The sequence below is a fragment of the Polynucleobacter sp. MWH-P3-07-1 genome, assembly GCF_018687555.1.
In the GTDB taxonomy this organism is placed as follows: domain Bacteria; phylum Pseudomonadota; class Gammaproteobacteria; order Burkholderiales; family Burkholderiaceae; genus Polynucleobacter.
The window spans coordinates 335,844-352,924 of the sequence record NZ_CP061296.1 but is presented as its reverse complement, the minus strand read 5'-3'; the positions used below and the strand labels follow the sequence as shown (position 1 = coordinate 352,924).

The 17,081-nt window shown below is 46.5% G+C and carries 19 protein-coding genes; 7 read left to right on the top strand and 12 right to left on the bottom strand.

What is annotated here, in order from left to right:
• Nucleotides 1-98: 98 nt before the first annotated feature.
• Nucleotides 99-314, top strand: coding sequence for a hypothetical protein (locus ICU98_RS01925; protein ID WP_215335122.1), 216 nt, complete (start codon nt 99-101; stop codon nt 312-314).
• Here the strand turns inward: ICU98_RS01925 and ICU98_RS01920 are convergent.
• The 6 genes from ICU98_RS01920 to ICU98_RS01895 form a co-directional block, all read right to left on the bottom strand.
• Complete coding sequence (locus ICU98_RS01920) at nt 311-622, bottom strand: 4a-hydroxytetrahydrobiopterin dehydratase (RefSeq protein WP_215335120.1); 312 nt, start codon at nt 620-622, stop codon at nt 311-313. The two genes, ICU98_RS01925 and ICU98_RS01920, sit on opposite strands and share 4 nt — an antisense overlap.
• Nucleotides 619-1,341 carry a pseudouridine synthase gene (locus tag ICU98_RS01915; RefSeq protein ID WP_215352470.1) on the bottom strand — a complete coding sequence of 241 codons (723 nt, stop codon included), beginning with the start codon at nt 1,339-1,341 and terminating at the stop codon, nt 619-621. Before ICU98_RS01915 ends, ICU98_RS01920 begins: the two co-directional genes overlap by 4 nt.
• A gap of 20 nt (nt 1,342-1,361) precedes the next feature.
• A complete protein-coding gene (locus tag ICU98_RS01910; RefSeq protein ID WP_215352469.1) occupies nt 1,362-2,132 on the bottom strand; it encodes an SDR family oxidoreductase in 771 nt (256 codons plus the stop codon).
• A 52-nt stretch (nt 2,133-2,184) separates the two neighbouring features.
• Nucleotides 2,185-2,772, bottom strand: coding sequence for a protein-methionine-sulfoxide reductase heme-binding subunit MsrQ (msrQ, locus tag ICU98_RS01905; RefSeq protein ID WP_215352468.1), 588 nt, complete (start codon nt 2,770-2,772; stop codon nt 2,185-2,187).
• 10 nt (nt 2,773-2,782) lie between these two features.
• Complete coding sequence (gene msrP / locus ICU98_RS01900) at nt 2,783-3,745, bottom strand: protein-methionine-sulfoxide reductase catalytic subunit MsrP (RefSeq protein ID WP_215352467.1); 963 nt, start codon at nt 3,743-3,745, stop codon at nt 2,783-2,785.
• Nucleotides 3,746-3,880: 135 nt separating this feature from the next.
• Nucleotides 3,881-6,115 carry an NADP-dependent isocitrate dehydrogenase gene (locus ICU98_RS01895; protein ID WP_215352466.1) on the bottom strand — a complete coding sequence of 745 codons (2,235 nt, stop codon included), beginning with the start codon at nt 6,113-6,115 and terminating at the stop codon, nt 3,881-3,883.
• A 251-nt stretch (nt 6,116-6,366) separates the two neighbouring features.
• Here ICU98_RS01895 and ICU98_RS01890 point away from each other — a divergent pair, with 251 nt between their 5' ends.
• Complete coding sequence (locus ICU98_RS01890) at nt 6,367-6,714, top strand: FKBP-type peptidyl-prolyl cis-trans isomerase (RefSeq protein WP_215352465.1); 348 nt, start codon at nt 6,367-6,369, stop codon at nt 6,712-6,714.
• A gap of 79 nt (nt 6,715-6,793) precedes the next feature.
• Here the strand turns inward: ICU98_RS01890 and ICU98_RS01885 are convergent, their stop codons facing one another.
• Nucleotides 6,794-7,759: a transglycosylase SLT domain-containing protein gene (locus tag ICU98_RS01885; RefSeq protein WP_215352463.1), complete on the bottom strand. Its 966-nt coding sequence runs from the start codon at nt 7,757-7,759 to the stop codon at nt 6,794-6,796.
• A 467-nt stretch (nt 7,760-8,226) separates the two neighbouring features.
• On the opposite strand from ICU98_RS01885, the gene ICU98_RS01880 reads away from it, so the two are divergent.
• A complete protein-coding gene (locus ICU98_RS01880) occupies nt 8,227-9,018 on the top strand; it encodes a DNA/RNA non-specific endonuclease (RefSeq protein ID WP_215352461.1) in 792 nt (263 codons plus the stop codon).
• Between the two features lie 14 nt (nt 9,019-9,032).
• On the opposite strand, the gene ICU98_RS01875 is transcribed toward ICU98_RS01880, so the two are convergent.
• On the bottom strand, nt 9,033-9,275 hold the full coding sequence (locus tag ICU98_RS01875; protein WP_215352459.1) for a DUF3820 family protein: 243 nt from the start codon (nt 9,273-9,275) through the stop codon (nt 9,033-9,035).
• Between the two features lie 172 nt (nt 9,276-9,447).
• Between ICU98_RS01875 and ICU98_RS01870 the strand changes: the two genes are divergently transcribed.
• From ICU98_RS01870 to ICU98_RS01855, 4 genes are read left to right on the top strand one after another with little or no spacing between them, the layout of a single operon-like run.
• The gene (locus ICU98_RS01870; protein ID WP_215352457.1) at nt 9,448-10,362 is read left to right on the top strand and encodes a DUF6662 family protein; all 915 of its coding nucleotides are present in this window, start codon (nt 9,448-9,450) and stop codon (nt 10,360-10,362) included.
• A gap of 3 nt (nt 10,363-10,365) precedes the next feature.
• On the top strand, nt 10,366-10,911 hold the full coding sequence (locus ICU98_RS01865; protein ID WP_251365367.1) for an FMN-binding protein: 546 nt from the start codon (nt 10,366-10,368) through the stop codon (nt 10,909-10,911).
• Entirely contained in the window at nt 10,908-11,711 is an 804-nt protein-coding gene (locus ICU98_RS01860) for an FAD:protein FMN transferase (RefSeq protein WP_215352455.1), read from the top strand. Before ICU98_RS01865 ends, ICU98_RS01860 begins: the two co-directional genes overlap by 4 nt.
• Nucleotides 11,696-12,124, top strand: a complete 429-nt coding sequence (locus tag ICU98_RS01855) for a hypothetical protein (protein ID WP_215352453.1) — start codon at nt 11,696-11,698, stop codon at nt 12,122-12,124. Before ICU98_RS01860 ends, ICU98_RS01855 begins: the two co-directional genes overlap by 16 nt.
• Nucleotides 12,125-12,166: 42 nt before the next feature.
• On the opposite strand, the gene ICU98_RS01850 is transcribed toward ICU98_RS01855, so the two are convergent.
• The 4 genes from ICU98_RS01850 to ICU98_RS01835 all read right to left on the bottom strand — a co-directional run bounded on the left by ICU98_RS01850 (nt 12,167) and on the right by ICU98_RS01835 (nt 17,061).
• Nucleotides 12,167-12,892: an ABC transporter ATP-binding protein gene (locus ICU98_RS01850; RefSeq protein ID WP_215352452.1), complete on the bottom strand. Its 726-nt coding sequence runs from the start codon at nt 12,890-12,892 to the stop codon at nt 12,167-12,169.
• A 40-nt stretch (nt 12,893-12,932) separates the two neighbouring features.
• Nucleotides 12,933-14,864 carry an ATP-binding cassette domain-containing protein gene (locus ICU98_RS01845; RefSeq protein ID WP_215353046.1) on the bottom strand — a complete coding sequence of 644 codons (1,932 nt, stop codon included), beginning with the start codon at nt 14,862-14,864 and terminating at the stop codon, nt 12,933-12,935.
• 2 nt (nt 14,865-14,866) lie between these two features.
• Entirely contained in the window at nt 14,867-15,745 is an 879-nt protein-coding gene (locus tag ICU98_RS01840) for a branched-chain amino acid ABC transporter permease (protein ID WP_215335091.1), read from the bottom strand.
• 131 nt (nt 15,746-15,876) lie between these two features.
• Nucleotides 15,877-17,061: an ABC transporter substrate-binding protein gene (locus tag ICU98_RS01835; protein WP_215288957.1), complete on the bottom strand. Its 1,185-nt coding sequence runs from the start codon at nt 17,059-17,061 to the stop codon at nt 15,877-15,879.
• Between the last annotated feature and the right edge of the window lie 20 nt (nt 17,062-17,081).

The window sequence follows — 17,081 nt, the reverse complement described above, 5'->3', positions numbered from 1 at the left end:
CGAGCGCTAGATATTCCTCAAAAGCCTTCGCTAAAGACATCTTTTTTTGCTATGCTGGGTTAAGAATTAGCCTCATCCAACACTCTATTAGGGACCCCATGACTACCGAGACTCAAAACCCTGGCGATGAAGATTTTGATTATGGCTGCGAATGCGCCATGACTTTACTCAACGAACCTACTGAAGATTGTCTCAATGATCTGATTGATGAGCTAGATGAAGATGGCATGATTTCTACTGAAGTTGTGTACGGCCTCCTGGCTACCATCTTGATGAGCATTACCTCTGAAGATAACGACGAAGAAGAGCACTAAATCTCAGCAGGTTTCTGGATTTGATTGGCAAACGCATCCATTGCTTTTGCCAACTCAACATCCAATAGCGTGATGTCGTTCTTTGAATGCGTCCTTAATTGGACCTTCACCTGATTCCAGCTATTAGACCAATCGGGGTGATGGTCGATTTTTTCTGCATATGCTGCACAGAGTGTCATGAAAGCAAAAGCAGCTTCAAAATCCTTAAAAACAAAATTGCGTGACAAGGTTTTGGTAATGAGATCAACCTGCCAATCTGGCAAATCTTTCTTGAAATCAAATTGGGTAAGGTCTAGATTATTTTTCATTCAACGCTCTTTGCAAGTTGCTGTAAATCAGATTCATAGAGCCAACGCCATTGGCCCTCAGCCAAATCGTCTGGCATTAAATACGCGCCAATTTGGGTACGATGTAATTGTGCTACGTGATTTCCGACAGCGGCCATCATGCGCTTGACTTGGTGATAACGCCCTTCAACGATGGTCATCGCTAGATGATGCTCATCTATCTGTTCACAGGCCTTGGCAAAGCAAGGCTTCGGGTCGTCATCTAACACTACACCTTTGAGTAAATGATCCAGTTGTTTACCCTGAATCGGCTCGGCTGTAGTGATTTCATAAACCTTACCAATATTCTTCTTGGGTGTAGTCATCTTGTGAATAAATTGACCGTCATCCGAGATCAGTAATAGCCCAGTTGTATCAAAATCTAAACGACCCACGCATTGGAGGCCACGCTCAACGAAGGGCCTGGGCAGCAAACTGTAGACACTGGGATGATGCGTAGTTTTATGCGAGCACTCATAGTTGGCAGGCTTATGAAATGCAATGTAAGCCTTTTCATGAAATTCCCAATCTTGACCTTCTACATTCAGAACAAGACCTTCGGTAGCAATTCGTTCTTCTGGATCCTCGGCCAAGACACCATTGACCTTTACCAGCTCGGCATAAACCAAATCACTGCAGTAACGGCGTGTGCCAAAGCCCTGACTAAACAGAATTTTTTCTAAGCTAAGGGGTTTAGCCATCAATACGATCTTACTGAAACTTACAGCTTGCCGCGATGAATCTGGAATGCACTGAAGCTTTGCTGAACGGGCATCACTTCAAGCACATTGATATTCATATGCGAAGGTAGGGTTGCAGACCAATAAATTGTTTCAGCAATTTCATCGGCGCTCAAAGCATGGACACCCTCATACACATTGCCCGCTTTAGCATCGTCACCCTTGAAACGCACATTAGAGAATTCTGTACCAGAGCACATCCCAGGCTCAATACAGGTGACCCTGATAGGAGTGCCTATCAAATCTGCCCGTAAGTTCAAACTGAATTGCTGAACAAAGGCTTTGGTTGCACCATAGGTATTGCCGCCAGGATAAGGATAGTTTGCAGCTACCGAACCTAAATTAATCACATGCCCTAACTTGCGCTCAACCATGCCAGGCAAAAGAGCGCAGGTCATGTGTACCAATCCCTTGATATTCGTATCAATCATCCGATCCCAGTCGGATAAATCAGCCTTGTGCGCAGGCTCAAGTCCAAGCGCTAAGCCAGCGTTATTCACCAAAATACTCACTTGTGCAAAAGGGGCAGGTAAATTCACTGCTAATTGATCTACTTGATCGCTGTCACAGACATCTAAAACAAGAGTCAGCAATTTGTCTTGCTGCTCGCTTGGTAGGGACTTCTTGAGAGCCGCCAGACGGTCGATTCTGCGACCAGCTGCGATCACTTTATGACCATGCTTCAAAAAGCGTCTAGCAGTAGCCTCACCAAATCCCGCGGTTGCCCCTGTCACTAGTACGGTATGTTCCATATTCTTCTCTTATTGATTGAAATTCAAATTGATACAGACTGATTATTAAATTTTAATTCGCTTTACGCCATTGGATCTGATTTCTGATCATCGGAATCCGACAGCTCAGCAAAATCAATACCACTCCCGCATAAATCCATACCGTCTGTAAATCATTCTTGCCCGCTTTGTGCCACCAGTAATGCAAAATGACCGTGATCGCAATCACATAAATCAGCTTGTGTAGAAGTGCCCAGCGTCGCCCCAACTTTCTTTGCGCCCAATGCGTAGAGGTCAGAGCAAGCGGCATAAGTAAAACCAAACTTAAGAAACCCATCGTAATAAAGGGTCGCTTCACCACATCTTTGAGCATGGCGACTACATCAAAGTTTTGATCAAGCCATAACCAGATCATAAAATGTAGACAGGCATAGAAGAAACAAAAGAGCCCTAACATCCTTCGACATTTAATCGGCTGACTGGATCCCGTCATCAATCGTAATGGCGTCATCGCCAAAGTCATACAAAGTAATACCAGCGCCCAAGTGCCGGTAGATCTGGTGATGAACTCTATCGGATTAGCACCCAAGCCGTCGGTAAACCCTAGGTAGATCAGGCGATCCAGTGGCAATAAAGCCAAGAGGAAAATGACCAACTTCATTGCAAACGATTTAGTAAAACTTTTTCAAATCCATGCCGGCATACATGCTGGCAACTTGATCGCTATAGCCATTAAACATTTGCGTCTTGATCTTTGGCGCAAAAATCCCTTTGGGATCTCCAATGCGTCTCTCGCTTGCCTGACTCCAGCGGGGATGATCCACATTGGGATTTACATTCGAGTAAAAACCATATTCATTTGGTGCGTATTTATACCAACTGGTAACTGGCATCTCTTCTGTGAAACGAATTTTGACAATGGACTTAGCACTCTTAAAGCCATACTTCCAAGGCACCACTACCCTAACCGGTGCACCATTCTGCTTAGGTAATACTTCGCCATACAAACCAAAAGTAAGCAGGGTTAAGGGATTCATAGCCTCATCAAGACGTAAACCTTCTCGATAAGGCCAATCCAAAATGGGACTATTGACGCCAGGCATCTGTTTGCGATCCGCTAAAGAGACAAACTCTACATACTTAGCAGAACCTAAGGGCTCAACCTTATTGAGCAGACTGGAAAGTGGGTAGCCATCCCAAGGAATCACCATCGACCATCCCTCAACACAGCGCAATCGATACACTCGCTGCTCCATAGGCGCGAGCTTTAAGAGCGCATCAATATCAAAGGTCATGGGTTTTTTAACCAAGCCATCAATCGTAATAGTCCAAGGCCTGGTCTGTAAGCTCCCAGCATTTTCAGCAGGGTCTCTCTTGTCCGTTCCAAACTCATAAAAATTGTTATAGCCCTTCACATCTTTAAGGGGCGTTAAGTCATCCTTACCAGCATAGAGTGGATTGGGCGTTGCAGCTAAGCTTTGTGGATTCGCTGCTAAGGCCTCTCTAGAAAACCACGGCGCTAATGCCAAGCCAAAACTACCTGCCGCAGCAGCTTGTATTAATTGGCGACGCTTTTCATAAACGGCTTGGGGTGTGATATCGCTTGGCAGAATCTGCGGATCTTTGTAAGACATGGCTGGCACCTTTAAAAAGTCTTTGGTCTATTTTGCGCCCATTTTGAATTTCATGAAGCGGATGGCTCTCTAATAAAGAAAAAGGCAAACCAGAGGCTTGCCTTTTTCATACAGGAATCCATCTTCCCTGGAGAACTACGCTATAGCCTGATCAATAATGGCATTCAAAGTGGGGCTAGGACGCATTACTGCAGCAAACTTGACTGGATCTGGCTTGTAGTAACCGCCAATATCTACCGGCTTGCCCTGTAACGCTTTGAGCTCATCAATGATTTTACTTTCCTGCTCGGCCAATGCTTTTGCAATTGGAGCAAAGTGCGCCTGCAGCTCTTTGTCTTCGGTTTGCGCAGCAAGCGCTTCGGCCCAATACATAGCTAAATAAAACTGACTGCCACGATTGTCTAATTCACCAGTGCGAGGAGAAGGTGATTTATTGTTATCGAGTAACTTACCAGTCGCCTCATCAAGAGTCTTGGCCAAGAGTTTTGCTTTCGCATTACCGGTCTTGTCGCTGATATCTTCAAGAGATACCGCTAAGGCCAAAAACTCACCCAGTGAATCCCAGCGCAAATGATTCTCTTCAACAAGCTGCTGAACGTGCTTAGGAGCTGAACCACCTGCACCCGTCTCAAATAAGCCGCCGCCAGCCATCAAAGGCACGATAGATAACATTTTGGCGCTGGTGCCGAGCTCCATGATGGGGAATAAATCCGTCAAGTAATCGCGCAAGATATTGCCAGTGACGGAGATGGTGTCCTTACCGCGAATGACGCGCTCTAAGGTGTAGCGCATTGCGCGTGTTTGGGACATGATCTGAATATCTAAACCAGTCAAGTCGTAGTCTTTGAGATAGGTCTTCACTTTCTTAATCAACTCAGCCTCATGGGGGCGGTACTCATCGAGCCAGAAGACAGCAGGAGTATTCGAAAGGCGAGCACGATTAACAGCCAGTTTGACCCAATCCCGAATGGGGGCGTCTTTGACTTGACACATCCGCCAGATATCACCCTCTTCCACATTTTGCTCAAGCAAGACAGTGCCGTCTTCGGTAACGATGCGTGCCACTCCAGCCTCAGGAATTTCAAAGGTCTTGTCGTGTGACCCATACTCTTCGGCTTGCTGAGCCATCAAGCCAACATTAGGTACGGTACCCATCGTGGTGGGATCAAAATTGCCATGGGTCTTACAGAAATTAATAATCTCTTGATAAATACGGGCAAAGGTACTTTCTGGAATCACTGCTTTTGTATCATGCAAACGACCATCAGCACCCCACATCTTACCGCCGACACGAATCATGGCAGGCATCGATGCATCGACGATCACATCGCTCGGTGAATGCAGGTTGGTAATACCCTTGGCGGAGTCAACCATTGCCAAAGCAGGACGGTGCTCATGACATGCGTGCAAATCTTGAATGATTTCTTCACGCTTGGATTCAGGAAGGGTCTTGATCTTGTCATACAGACTGCTCATGCCGTTGTTGGCATTCACACCCAATTCTTCAAATAACTTAGCGTGTTTCGCAAAAGCATCTTTGTAGAAAATCTTCACTGCATGACCAAAGACGATGGGGTGTGACACCTTCATCATAGTGGCCTTCACGTGCAAGGAGAGCATCATGCCAGTTTTGTATGCGTCTTCGATCTCTTTTTCGTAAAACTCGCATAAGGCTTTTTTGCTCATGAACATGCTGTCGATAATTTCACCAGCTTGTAAAGGCATTTTGGACTTCAGTAAAATGGTCTTACCACTCTGAGTGACCAAGTCCATTGTGACTTCACATGCCTTGGTCAAAGTCATGGATTTTTCACCAGCGTAGAAATCACCGCCATGCATATGAGAAACGTGTGTGCGGGAGGCTTGACTCCACTCTCCCATGGAATGAGGATGCTTACGGGCAAATTGTTTTACTGCATTCGGTGCGCGACGATCGGAGTTACCCTCACGCAGTACAGGATTGACGGCACTACCCAAGCATTTTGAATAACGCGCACGAATCGCTTTTTCTGCATCGCTCTGAGGATCCTCTGGGAAATTAGGCAAAGCATAGCCCTTGGATTGCAGCTCTTTAATCGCAGCCAATAGTTGCGGAACGGATGCGCTAATGTTCGGTAATTTAATAATGTTGGTATCTGGCAATAAGGTGAGCTTTCCAAGCTCAGCCAAGTTGTCATTCACTTTCTGCTCTGGCGTTAAGCAGTCAGAAAATTCAGCCAAGATTCTTGCGGCTACAGAAATATCGCTTTCAGCAACTTCAACCCCAGCGGGGGATGTAAAAGCGCGAATGATGGGTAAAAATGAACCGGTGGCTAAAAATGGTGCCTCATCGGTCAGTGTGTAGATAATTTTTGATTTCCCTGCAGCCATTACTATTTCCTCAATTTTGATAATCCGAAGCTATTTTCACGTCTGGTGATGTCGTTCTGATGTCGATTTGATGTCATGAATCAGAACCATTGATTTTAAATCATTGCCTATTGAAAAATAGGCCGTTTTTGCCCAATAAAGATGCTAAAGCTCCCCTTGTAAGGGATTTCACCGAGAGCCAGCAGAGTCAATGTATCCATCTAGAGCCACGCATATACTGTCGTGCTGATTAAGCTAAAAGGAATAGAAAGATGAGCGAACTCCAAAAAATTGATACCGTTCTGGGCGACGGAGTCGAAGCGACTGCTGGCAAACAGGTTGATGTGCATTACACCGGCTGGCTATATGACGAGAAAGCGACGGATCACAAAGGGCAAAAGTTTGATAGCTCGCTGGATCGAGGCCAACTCTTTAGTTTCCCTTTGGGAGCTGGTCATGTGATTAAGGGCTGGGACCAGGGCGTTGCGGGCATGAAAATCGGTGGGAAACGGACCTTAATCATCCCTTCTGAAATGGGTTATGGTGCGCGCGGTGCTGGTGGAGTCATTCCACCCAATGCGACTTTGGTCTTTGAGGTCGAGTTACACGGCGTGCATTAAACAGGTTTGCTTTAAAAAGACTCAGGCCACTTGTGCAGTGATGCAGAAGTGGCCTGAGTCTTTTAATATCCTACGAGAATTATGAGCGCTCTTTTTTTCCGTTCAAGGCCAACTTATTATTCTGGCTAGATTTGCACAGCTCAATAATGCGATTACGCTCTGCCATCACTTTATCGGCATAGCCGCCATCATTATCAGCATTACCTGCGCCAACATAGAACTTCAAGCCATTACGCAGTGAGCCAGAAGTCGCGATCAAGTACTTCAGGATATACGCACCAATCCGAATATTGACTTCAGGCTTGACTGCGCCAGCAACTCCACCATAAGGCGCATATTTCTCCTTATGCACATTGGTCATCACTTGCATTAAGCCTTCGGCTCCAGCTTCACTCTTAGTCATTGGGTTGAAATTGGATTCAACCGACATCACTGCTAGCAATAAGACTGGATCAATTTTGACTTCGCGCGAGATCAATACTGCATTCGAAACATATTCTTCAATCTTGCTTTTATCTAGGCCGTACTTTTTCTCAAAGAACTCTGCAACCGCTCTTTGGTTTTGCACAGGGCTCATTAAGTTGCTATCCAAAGCCAGAGGATCGATTTTTGAGGTCGGGATTTGGTCTGCTAAATGGGAGATCGATTTCACCTGAATCCGGGCAACCTCAGGATTGAGCAACGCAATCGTTTCCTGCTTGAGCATTGGGAAAGAGGCACGACCATAAATAATATGGGCGATATCTTGCTCAGATGTTTGAGAATCTAAGGCCGCCAAGCCAGACTGATTGCTACCAGTTGCGCCCTGCCAGAACATTTGGCGCGCCTCATCGGGCACCAGAATGCGGGCTAAATCAAAGGGGCCTGCGTTTGTACCATTACCAGATAGCCATAGACCCACGATGAGGAATGCACCCACGATCAGCAGACCGTGCACGCCCCGATACACTGGATCCATAAATCGGATCAGAGCTGCTTGGGCTAACCCAATAAAGGATTGCCCAAGCTGTGAAGCATTCGAATTGTTAGTTAAGCATTTACTCATTCAGTTTTTGCATCGCTACAGAACCTAATCAATTGAAGCTCAGGATATGTTGCAGTGCAATATTTGTAGAACATGGGCAATCCTATGAAGGTTCTTATATCAAGTCAAGAATAAGGGTGGTCGATTCAATAACTTATAAGTATGACAATACTGTCATATTCACCCTAGGGCTCGCTTTTTGATAAAAATATTATTTAAATCAATAAGTTATAAATGTTAGGGTGCACTAATTTAATTTAATAGAAATTTTCTATCAAACCACTTTTTTTACATTTTGAAATGAAAAAATGTTGGTTTAGACCATACATTTAGTATTTCAATCGCCTCAAATTCCTACAGATAGTGTCCCCATCTGCGCCGCCGAGGAAGCTGGTAACTCATATCTGAGGACGCATTGCCCAAGCAAATAATCCTCCAAGTTCCTGGGTAAACCCCAATTCAGTAGGCATCACCCTACACTTACAGCCATGCCATCCCTTGCTCGAGCCTTGATCCTGGTTTGCCTTGCCTACCCGCTCTGGGCATGGGCTATTTTTGATGACTGCGTTGAGTATTTTCCCAGAGGGGAGATTCCGAGTGTGACTCAGACTGGCAGGGATCTCTGTTTTGATGGTTTTGCCGTCTATTACTCCCCCAGTGACAAAAAACCAATCTACGTGATCGAAAAGCTGAATCGGGAAAGGCTCACTAAGCCCAAGCAAGCGCGAACCAATCTCTTTTATGAGGAAGCCCGTTTGCCCGCTGCTGAGCGAGCCACCCTCTCTGACTACCGAGGGAGCGGGTATGACCGAGGGCATAACGCACCTGCTGGTGACATGGGGGATGAGCGCTCGATGGCTCAATCTTTCTCTTTAGCCAATATGATGCCTCAGGCTCGTCAAAACAATCAGGGGATCTGGGCCAAAGAAATTGAGGGGCCTACTCGTCAGTACGCCAAAAGAATCCGTGGCGATATTTATGTTTATACAGGCTCAGTTGGTCATGCCGGAAGTATTGGCAGCAATCATGTGACGGTGCCCGAGTATCTCTTCAAGTTGGTCTACGATCCCTCTCGCAATCTGGCTTGGGCATATTGGATTCAGAATACCGATGATGCACCGATGATGGCGCCGATCTCGTATCAAGATCTTGCTCTGAAAACGGGAATTGACTTTCATTTACCGGCAAATGTAGCAACATCAACCAAGCAGATCCACACTCGACCTGAACGCTGGAATCAAACGCGATCATTTCATGGTTTTCGAAATTACTCAGAATAAAAATCTGTGAGCGCTTAGCTCTCTGAATTTCTCAAAAGTACACCGAGTCTTTCTTTAATGGGATTGAGTAGTCCACTTAAGCCGTTGTGATCCAAAGTGTGCATCAGCTCGAGCAGCTCACCTATTTCCCCTTTGGGAAATCCTTCACGCGCAAACCACGCCAAGTAATTTCCTGGCAGCTCGGCAATCCGCCGGCCGGCATATTTGCCAAACGGCATCTTCATCGTAACGAGTTTTTCTAAAGATTCGGGATTCATACATTGCATCTTACAAGTTTGTAATTTGTAGCGGTATTTGTATCTATTTTTACTTTCCAACACTTCATTAAAGGGTATAAGGTCATTTTCTCAAATGAGAATGATTCTTATTTGTTGGTTTATATTGAGAACCTTTCTCAATTAGAAATTTTCAACCAACCCCCTCAACATCATGAAATCCAACATCAAACGACTCATTGCTTTTTCTCTCGTCATTGCTGCAGCGCTCCACTTTTCTCTTGCCCACGCTGGTGAGGGTGTATTTGGGTGGATCTATACACTCGATCTTCAGCCAAAGGAAAAATGGGAATTTGAACAGCGCTTGCAACTCAATCAACAGCAAGCAGCAGGTACTTTTGAACAATGGACTGCACGCACTGAGCTCGAGTATGGCTTAACGAATGATTTACAAATTGCGGGATACATCAACTCGGGCTACACCAATGCCAATCAAAACTACACCAATCCAGAAGCCTGTGGTGAGAGCCCCACTTGCACTGGTGGCTATGGCGTTCCCTCTAGTCACAATCCGGACTCTGCTTACGTCAAGGGCGGAGTAGAAGGCGCGTCTTTAGAGGCGATTTATCGCATTACGAATCCTGTAACCTCACCCGTAGGCCTTGGCCTGTATTTAGAACCTACCTGGGGTCGGAACAAGGATGAGCTAGAAGCGCGACTGCTCTTGCAATCTAACTTCATTGACGATCGCCTGATCTTGGCAGGTAACGTCGTAGCGGCCAATGAACGACTCAAGTTTATTGAGAACGGTAACGTCCCTGAATCGATGCTCGACTTTTTAGTGGGGGCAAGTTATCGCTTTGCTCCAAAATGGTCTGCTGGTGTAGAGGCGCGCTTTCATAATGATTACTCTGAGTTGAACTTACGCAACCAAGTGCAACGCGCTACCTTTCTGGGGCCTAATCTCCATTACGCCGCCAAAGACTGGTGGGTTACTGGGGCTTGGCGCTATCAGCTCAAGGGTGGCAACTGCATGAACGGTGGCGAGGCAGAATGCTCTAATGCCCGCGTATGGGACAGCCATACCGTGAATGAATACATCGTAAAAGTTGGCTTTCCGCTGAACTAAGTCATGATGTATTGGAAACCCACTTTACTGAGCATCGCTGGGCTTGCAATCACTGCTAGCCCAATCCTAGCGCAGGCCAAGATTTATGTATCGATTGAGCAAGCGCAACAGCTTTTGTTTCCCAATCAGCGTTTAGTCAAACACCCCATCATCATTAGCAAAGCACTCCAAGAGCGAATGCGACAAGCTTCTAGCATTCGCTATCCTTTTACTGGAGAGCGTATCTGGAAGACGAGTGATGGGAGTTGGCTGATTATTGATGAGGTTGTGGGTAAACATGAAATGATTACTTATGCAGTTGGTATTGCGCCCAATGGCAGTGTCAAAGGCCTTGAAATCCTCGAATACGTCGAGTCCTATGGCTATGAAGTCGCAGACAGCCAATGGCGTCAGCAATTTATTGGCAAAACGGTAGGCGATCCCGTCAAGCTTAACCAAGATATTCAGAATATTAGCGGCGCTACCTTATCTTCAAAACATCTTACTGATGGCGTAAAACGCGTCTTGGTCTTGCATGAGCTGGCACTCAAGAGTTCTGTAAGCAAATGATCCGCTGTAAACCGATGCTTGGCACCTATGTCGAGATTCAAATTCATGAAGCGCAGGTGGGGCTCACTTCAAGACAAACCCATCTTGCGATAGATGAAGCATTTGCTTCGATTGCCTTAGTCCAAAGCTTGATGGGTTTTCATGATCGGCATAGCGAGCTTTCGATGATTAATCGTTATCGAGCCGATGAGTCACTAGAGATTCATCCTTGGACGGAAAAAGTATTGAAGACTGCACAATGCATTTGTCAGGAGTCGCATGGTTTATTTGATTGTGGGGTGGGGAGACAACTCGTCAATAAAAAATTATTACCACTACATCAGATAAACCATGCTCCCTCCAATGAAAGCAGTATTCTCAGTATCCAATTTTTAGGCAATCAAATCATTCGTCTGACCCAAGCGGTTTGCCTTGATCTCGGAGGTATCGCTAAGGGTTTTGCGGTAGATGAGGCAGTGCGAGCACTCAAGCTTTGCGGTATCCAAAATGGTGTTGTCAATGCAGGCGGCGACCTCAGGGTCTTTGGCAGACAATCTCATACTGTCTTACTGCGCAGCCCCAGGCAAGCCAATGAACTAATTCAGATTGGCAGCTTACGGGAGGGGGCGATTGCCACCTCAAGTAATCACACGATCTTCCACCCCCAAAAAGGCAGCACTCCAATTCAAGGTTCGTATTCCATCATCGCTCAAGAATGTATCTATGCCGATGCACTTACTAAAGTACTGGCTTTGTCGCAGGATACCCACCACCCGATTTTCAAAAACTACCAGGCAGAATCTTTATGGCTTCCCGCTTAGGAAAAATGCCAACATGGCAGAGATACTTTGTGATTAGCAGTATTTGCCTGTGCTCAATTACCGGTTTGATGTATTTACTAGTGAATGATTTCCACTTGACTCCATTGATATTTCGGCCGTACACCATTTTGAGTTGGCATGGCCTTACTGCGATGGCAGCCTCAATGGCTTTGGGGTCCGTTTTGACTGTTCACCTTAAGGCCGGATTGAAGGCAAAGCGGCAAATGGTCAGCGGACTTGGGCAACTCGTATGTATGTTAGCGCTCATCTTGACTGCCGCCCTACTCTATTACGGACCAGCAGAGCTTCGAGAGCATGCCATCACAGCACATTGGATGATTGGTATCATTTTCTTGGGCTTTTTCTTGGGTCATATGCTGCATATCAGTTGCAAACAAAAAGCCCTCAGTTGAGGGCTTTGTGCTGAATCAAGAGAGGCAGATTTTTTGACTGAATTAGTGTCCGCTGCCACCCAAGTATGCAGCCTTTACAGCAGGATCATCCTTGAGTTTGCTAGCGGGTCCATGAGTAGCGATCTTGCCATTCTCAAGCACGTAGCCATAGTCTGCTACGTTCAAAGCGGCGGCGGCGAATTGCTCAACCAATAGCATGGTCACACCTTGTGACTTCAGATTAGAAATAATTCTGAAGACCTCTTCCACCAAAATGGGCGCCAAGCCCATTGAAGGCTCATCCAGCAAGATGATTTCAGGGTTGAGCATGACTGCGCGCGCCATTGCCAACATCTGCTGTTCGCCACCAGATAAAGTGCCTGCCAATTGATTACGGCGCTCTTTGAGGCGGGGGAACATTTCTAAGGCATGCTCCAGGTCTTTTTGGATATCGCCTTTAGGACGACTGCCTGTAAAGCGAGGAAAGGCTCCCAAGAGCAAGTTATCAGTAACCGACATCGTCGTGAAGACACGACGGCCTTCAGGACTATGAGCCAAACCTAGACGGGCGATTTTGTGTGAATCCGAACCGTCAATTCTTTGGCCGCTCAGGGTCACTTCACCTGCTGTGGGCTTAATCATCCCGGTAATGGCACGCATAGTAGTGGTCTTGCCTGCACCATTAGAGCCGATCAAGGTAATCACTTGCCCTTTTGGTACATCGATGCTGATGCCATGAAGGACTTTAACCTTACCGTAGCCTGCTTCGAGATTCTGAATAGATAACATGGTATTTACCGATTTAATAAATTTTAATAATGAATGTTGACTAAGCACCTAAGTAAGCGTGGATGACTTTCTCATCCGCCTGCACTTCAGCCGGCTTACCTTCCGCAATCTTCTGACCAAAGTCGAGTACTGAAACCGTATCGCAAACAGACATCACCACATCCATATGGTGCTCAATCAAGATAAAGGTAATGCCGTTATCCCGAATTTTGCGAATGATGCGCAACAACTCTTTAATGTCAGGAGCAGTCAATCCAGCGGCTGGCTCATCGAGCAAGAGCAATTCTGGGTCGAGTGCTAAGGCACGCGCAATCTCGAGCAGGCGCTGTTTACCGTAAGGCAAATTGCGGGCTTCTTCATTGGCCAAATCTTCGAGACCTACAAACTTTAACAAGGCCATGGCACGATTACGGGCATCACGCTCTTCTCTTAAGTAGCGAGGTAAATGCAGAGCGATATCCAACATATTGGATTTGAAGGTGTGGTGCAGACCAACCAAAATATTCTGTAGAGCGGTCATCTCGCCAAAGAGCTGCACGTTTTGGAAAGTTCGAGCAATACCTGAAAGCGCAATCTCAGATGAGGTTTTACCCACTACGCTCTCATCGGCGTAAAGCACATTACCGGCGGTAGGGATATAAATACCCGTGAGCACGTTCATCATCGTGCTCTTACCAGAGCCGTTAGGTCCGATCAGACCATGAATGGTGCCACGCTTAATGCTGAGGTCTACGTTGTTCAGCGCCTTAAGTCCACCAAACTGCATCAGGACAGACTCGACCTTTAATAACTCAGCGCCAGCATTTTTATTACCGACCGCGCTAATGAAGTCGACTGAAGAGTCGGTATTTTCAGCAGTAGCTTCACCAACAGTGGTTTTAGTTTTACCAGTAACCGCTAAGTAGAAGGTCTTAGCAAAACCAACGATACCGTTTTGTAGGTAGTACACCACCAACAAAATCATGAAGCCAAAAATACTCAAGCGCCAATCGGCAATGCTATTGAGCCAGAATGAGAAGGCTGCCAAACCGACTACACCTGCTACAGGGATTGCAACGCGTTTAGGCGTCGTAATCTTTTTAGACAATGCGAGCACTGCACCGAGCGTAACAACGATTGCAATAATCGATGCAACGATGCGGAACAGGTTAATGTCGTCGAGTAATTTTGGTAACAAGACAATGATGGCTGCACCAATCGCTGCGCCAAGACGGGATTTACGTCCACCCATGATGATGGCCAACAAGAAGAGAACGGCTAATTCATTGTTATAAGTGTTTGGAGAAATATATTGCTCTGAATAGGCATACAAGCAACCTGCCAAGCCAGCAAAGCCAGCGCTGATCACAAAGGCGATCACCTTAAAGCGATATACCGAGACACCCATACAGTCACAGGCCACAGGACTATCACGCAAGGCTTCAAAAGCACGACCCATTTGAGACTTCACAAAACGGTCAACTACGATCAAAGCCAGAATCGTAATGGCAGCCACTAACCAGAAATACTCAGATGCCGTCATGGTTGTTCCCATGAGCTCTGGGAGCGTTAACTTGATGCCCAATGGGCCCTCTGTTAACCAGCTCATCTCGTTAATCAAAATCTGCGCAATCGTGCCAAATGCCAAGGTCACCATCGCCAAATAAGGCCCGATCACTTTGAGTGCTGGCAAGGCCAGAATACCGCCAAAGATCGCGGTCACAATAATCGAAGCGGGAATGGTTGCCCAGACTGGCCAGCCTAGATGAAAGAACAAGATGCCTGCGGTATATGAACCAATACCGAAGAGACCAGCATGACCCAAGGAAACTTGGCCAACATATCCAACCACGATGTCTAAACCGAATAACAAAATGGTGTAGATCAGGATCGTTTCAGCTAAGTGAATGTAGTATGGATTCTCAACAAATAGCGGCAAACCAATTAAGCCAACTATGGCAGCTAATAGAGGAAGGTGGGACTTCAATTTCATCATTAAACTTTCTTAATCGCAGATTTGCCGAAGAGGCCAGAGGGTTTGTATGCGAGCACCAGCAACAATAAGATCAAGCCTGGTACATCTTTGTAACCCGTCGAAAAATAGAAACCCGTTGCGGTTTCTACAATTCCCAAGATCAAACCGCCGACGATAATGCCCATCCCGCTTGAGAGGCCACCGATGATCGCGACTGCAAAAGCTTTGAGGCCTAAAGCGCCGCCCATGGTGGCACCCGTCAATGTCAAAGGTGCAATGAGTACACCAGCAAATGCTGCAGTCAATGATGAGAGCGCATAAGAAAAGGTAATCACCATACTAGTGTTGATGCCCATCAGGCCAGCCGCATCGCGATCATTCGCGGTTGCAACCACCGCTTTACCGTAAATCGTTTTACGGTTGAAAAACTCCACCAACAACATCATCACTAAAGCACCTACCACCACCAAGATTTCCATTGGCAAAATATTCGCGCCCAAGAAGGACATTGGCTCCATTGGCAAAGGAGGCGGGAATGGCAAAGCATCACGACCCCAAACGTTTTCTGCAACGTTCTTAAAAATAATGCCAAGGGCAATGGTGGACATGATCCAACCAAACTCAGACTTAATCTTGATGGCTGGACGCACACCAATCAACTCTACAAAGCTACCCTGCAACATACCAAACAGACAAACCACCGGAATCATCGCCCAGTAGTTCATGCCCAAGGTGTCGACACAAGTCAGACCCACTAAGGCACCTAACATTAAGGCCTCACCTTGACCGAAGTTCAAGGTGCCAGAAGTGGCAAAGGTAAGCTGGAAACCGAACGCGATAACCGCGTAAATCATCCCCACTGCGATACCGCTTGAGAGGATTTGAGCAAGCATGTCCATTGTGATTAGCCTAAAAGTACCGAAAAAGGGTTAATTGTCGAATCCGTCATTGTAAGCAAAACGCCGCTGGAGGGCGGCGTTTTGGTCAAGCTCATGGTGCGGCGCAGAAAAAGCGCTGCTCCAGGACTGTCTTACTTCTTCTTGGCTGTAGCGTCTTCAGCATTCAAATACTGAACGCGGCCGCTTTCAACTACGCCCATCACGACATCCTTGGCCTTAATAGCCTCGTGATCAGTAGCGCTAAATGGCTTGTTATAGGTCATTACAACGCCCTCAACTGGGGTCTTCAAATCTTGCAATGCTGCCAAGATTTTTGGCCCTTCTGTGCTGTTAGCCTGCTTGATCGCTGCGGCTAAGACGTAAACGGAGTCGTAACCTTGGGCTGCAGATACTGGAGAAGCGATGATGCCATTTTTAGGTTTGAAATCCTTCAGATAGTTATCCACAAATGCCTTACGTTTTGGCGTATTGGCTGGTTGCTGAATAAAAGTCTCAGGCATCACTGCGCCGTCACCATTCTTACCTGCGGTATCAATAAAGCTAGCCATCGATAAAGTCCAGCTTCCGATGATCGGCTTCTTCCAACCCAGCTTAGCCATACCGTTGGCAATTTGCGCCAACTCGGGTCCGATTGCATAAGTGAGCACCACTTCAGCGCCTGCATTTTTCGCTTTAAGTAACTGGGAAGTCATATCGACGTCGCCCAAGTTAAATTTCTCTTCAGCAACTGGTGTAACGCCGTAAACCTTCAGGGCCTTCTCTAAGTCTTCACGACCCAATTGACCATAGTTGGTGGAGTCAGCCAAAATCGCCACTTTTTTCAAGCCACGCTTCTCAACCGCTTCTTTGGCAATCATTGGAGCCTGGATATTATCGGCAGCCGCAATACGGAAGACATAGTTCTCAGGTGCATTTGGGAACTGACGAGTAACCAATGATCCAGTGGCAATATTGTCAATCACTGGAATCTTTGCGTCTTGGTAAAAACGGGTGGATGCCAAAGCAACGCCAGTGTTAGCGTAACCCAAGGCTACAACCACTTTCTCGTTATTAATCATCTCTTGAGCGATTTGTACACCACGCTCATTTTTCGCTTCATCATCACGCTCAATCAGCACGATCTTGTTGCCATTAATACCGCCAGCGGCATTAATTTCTTTGGCAGCCAAGCGAACCCCATCGCGCATGCTCACGCCCATTGAAGAGGAGCCGCCAGTAAAGGGGCCTTGCACAGCAATTTTGATATCAGCAGCGTGTGCGCCGGCAGATAACATTGCAGCGGTAGTAATTGCAAAAATGTGACGACGAATTTTCATGATGTCTCCGTGAATAAAGC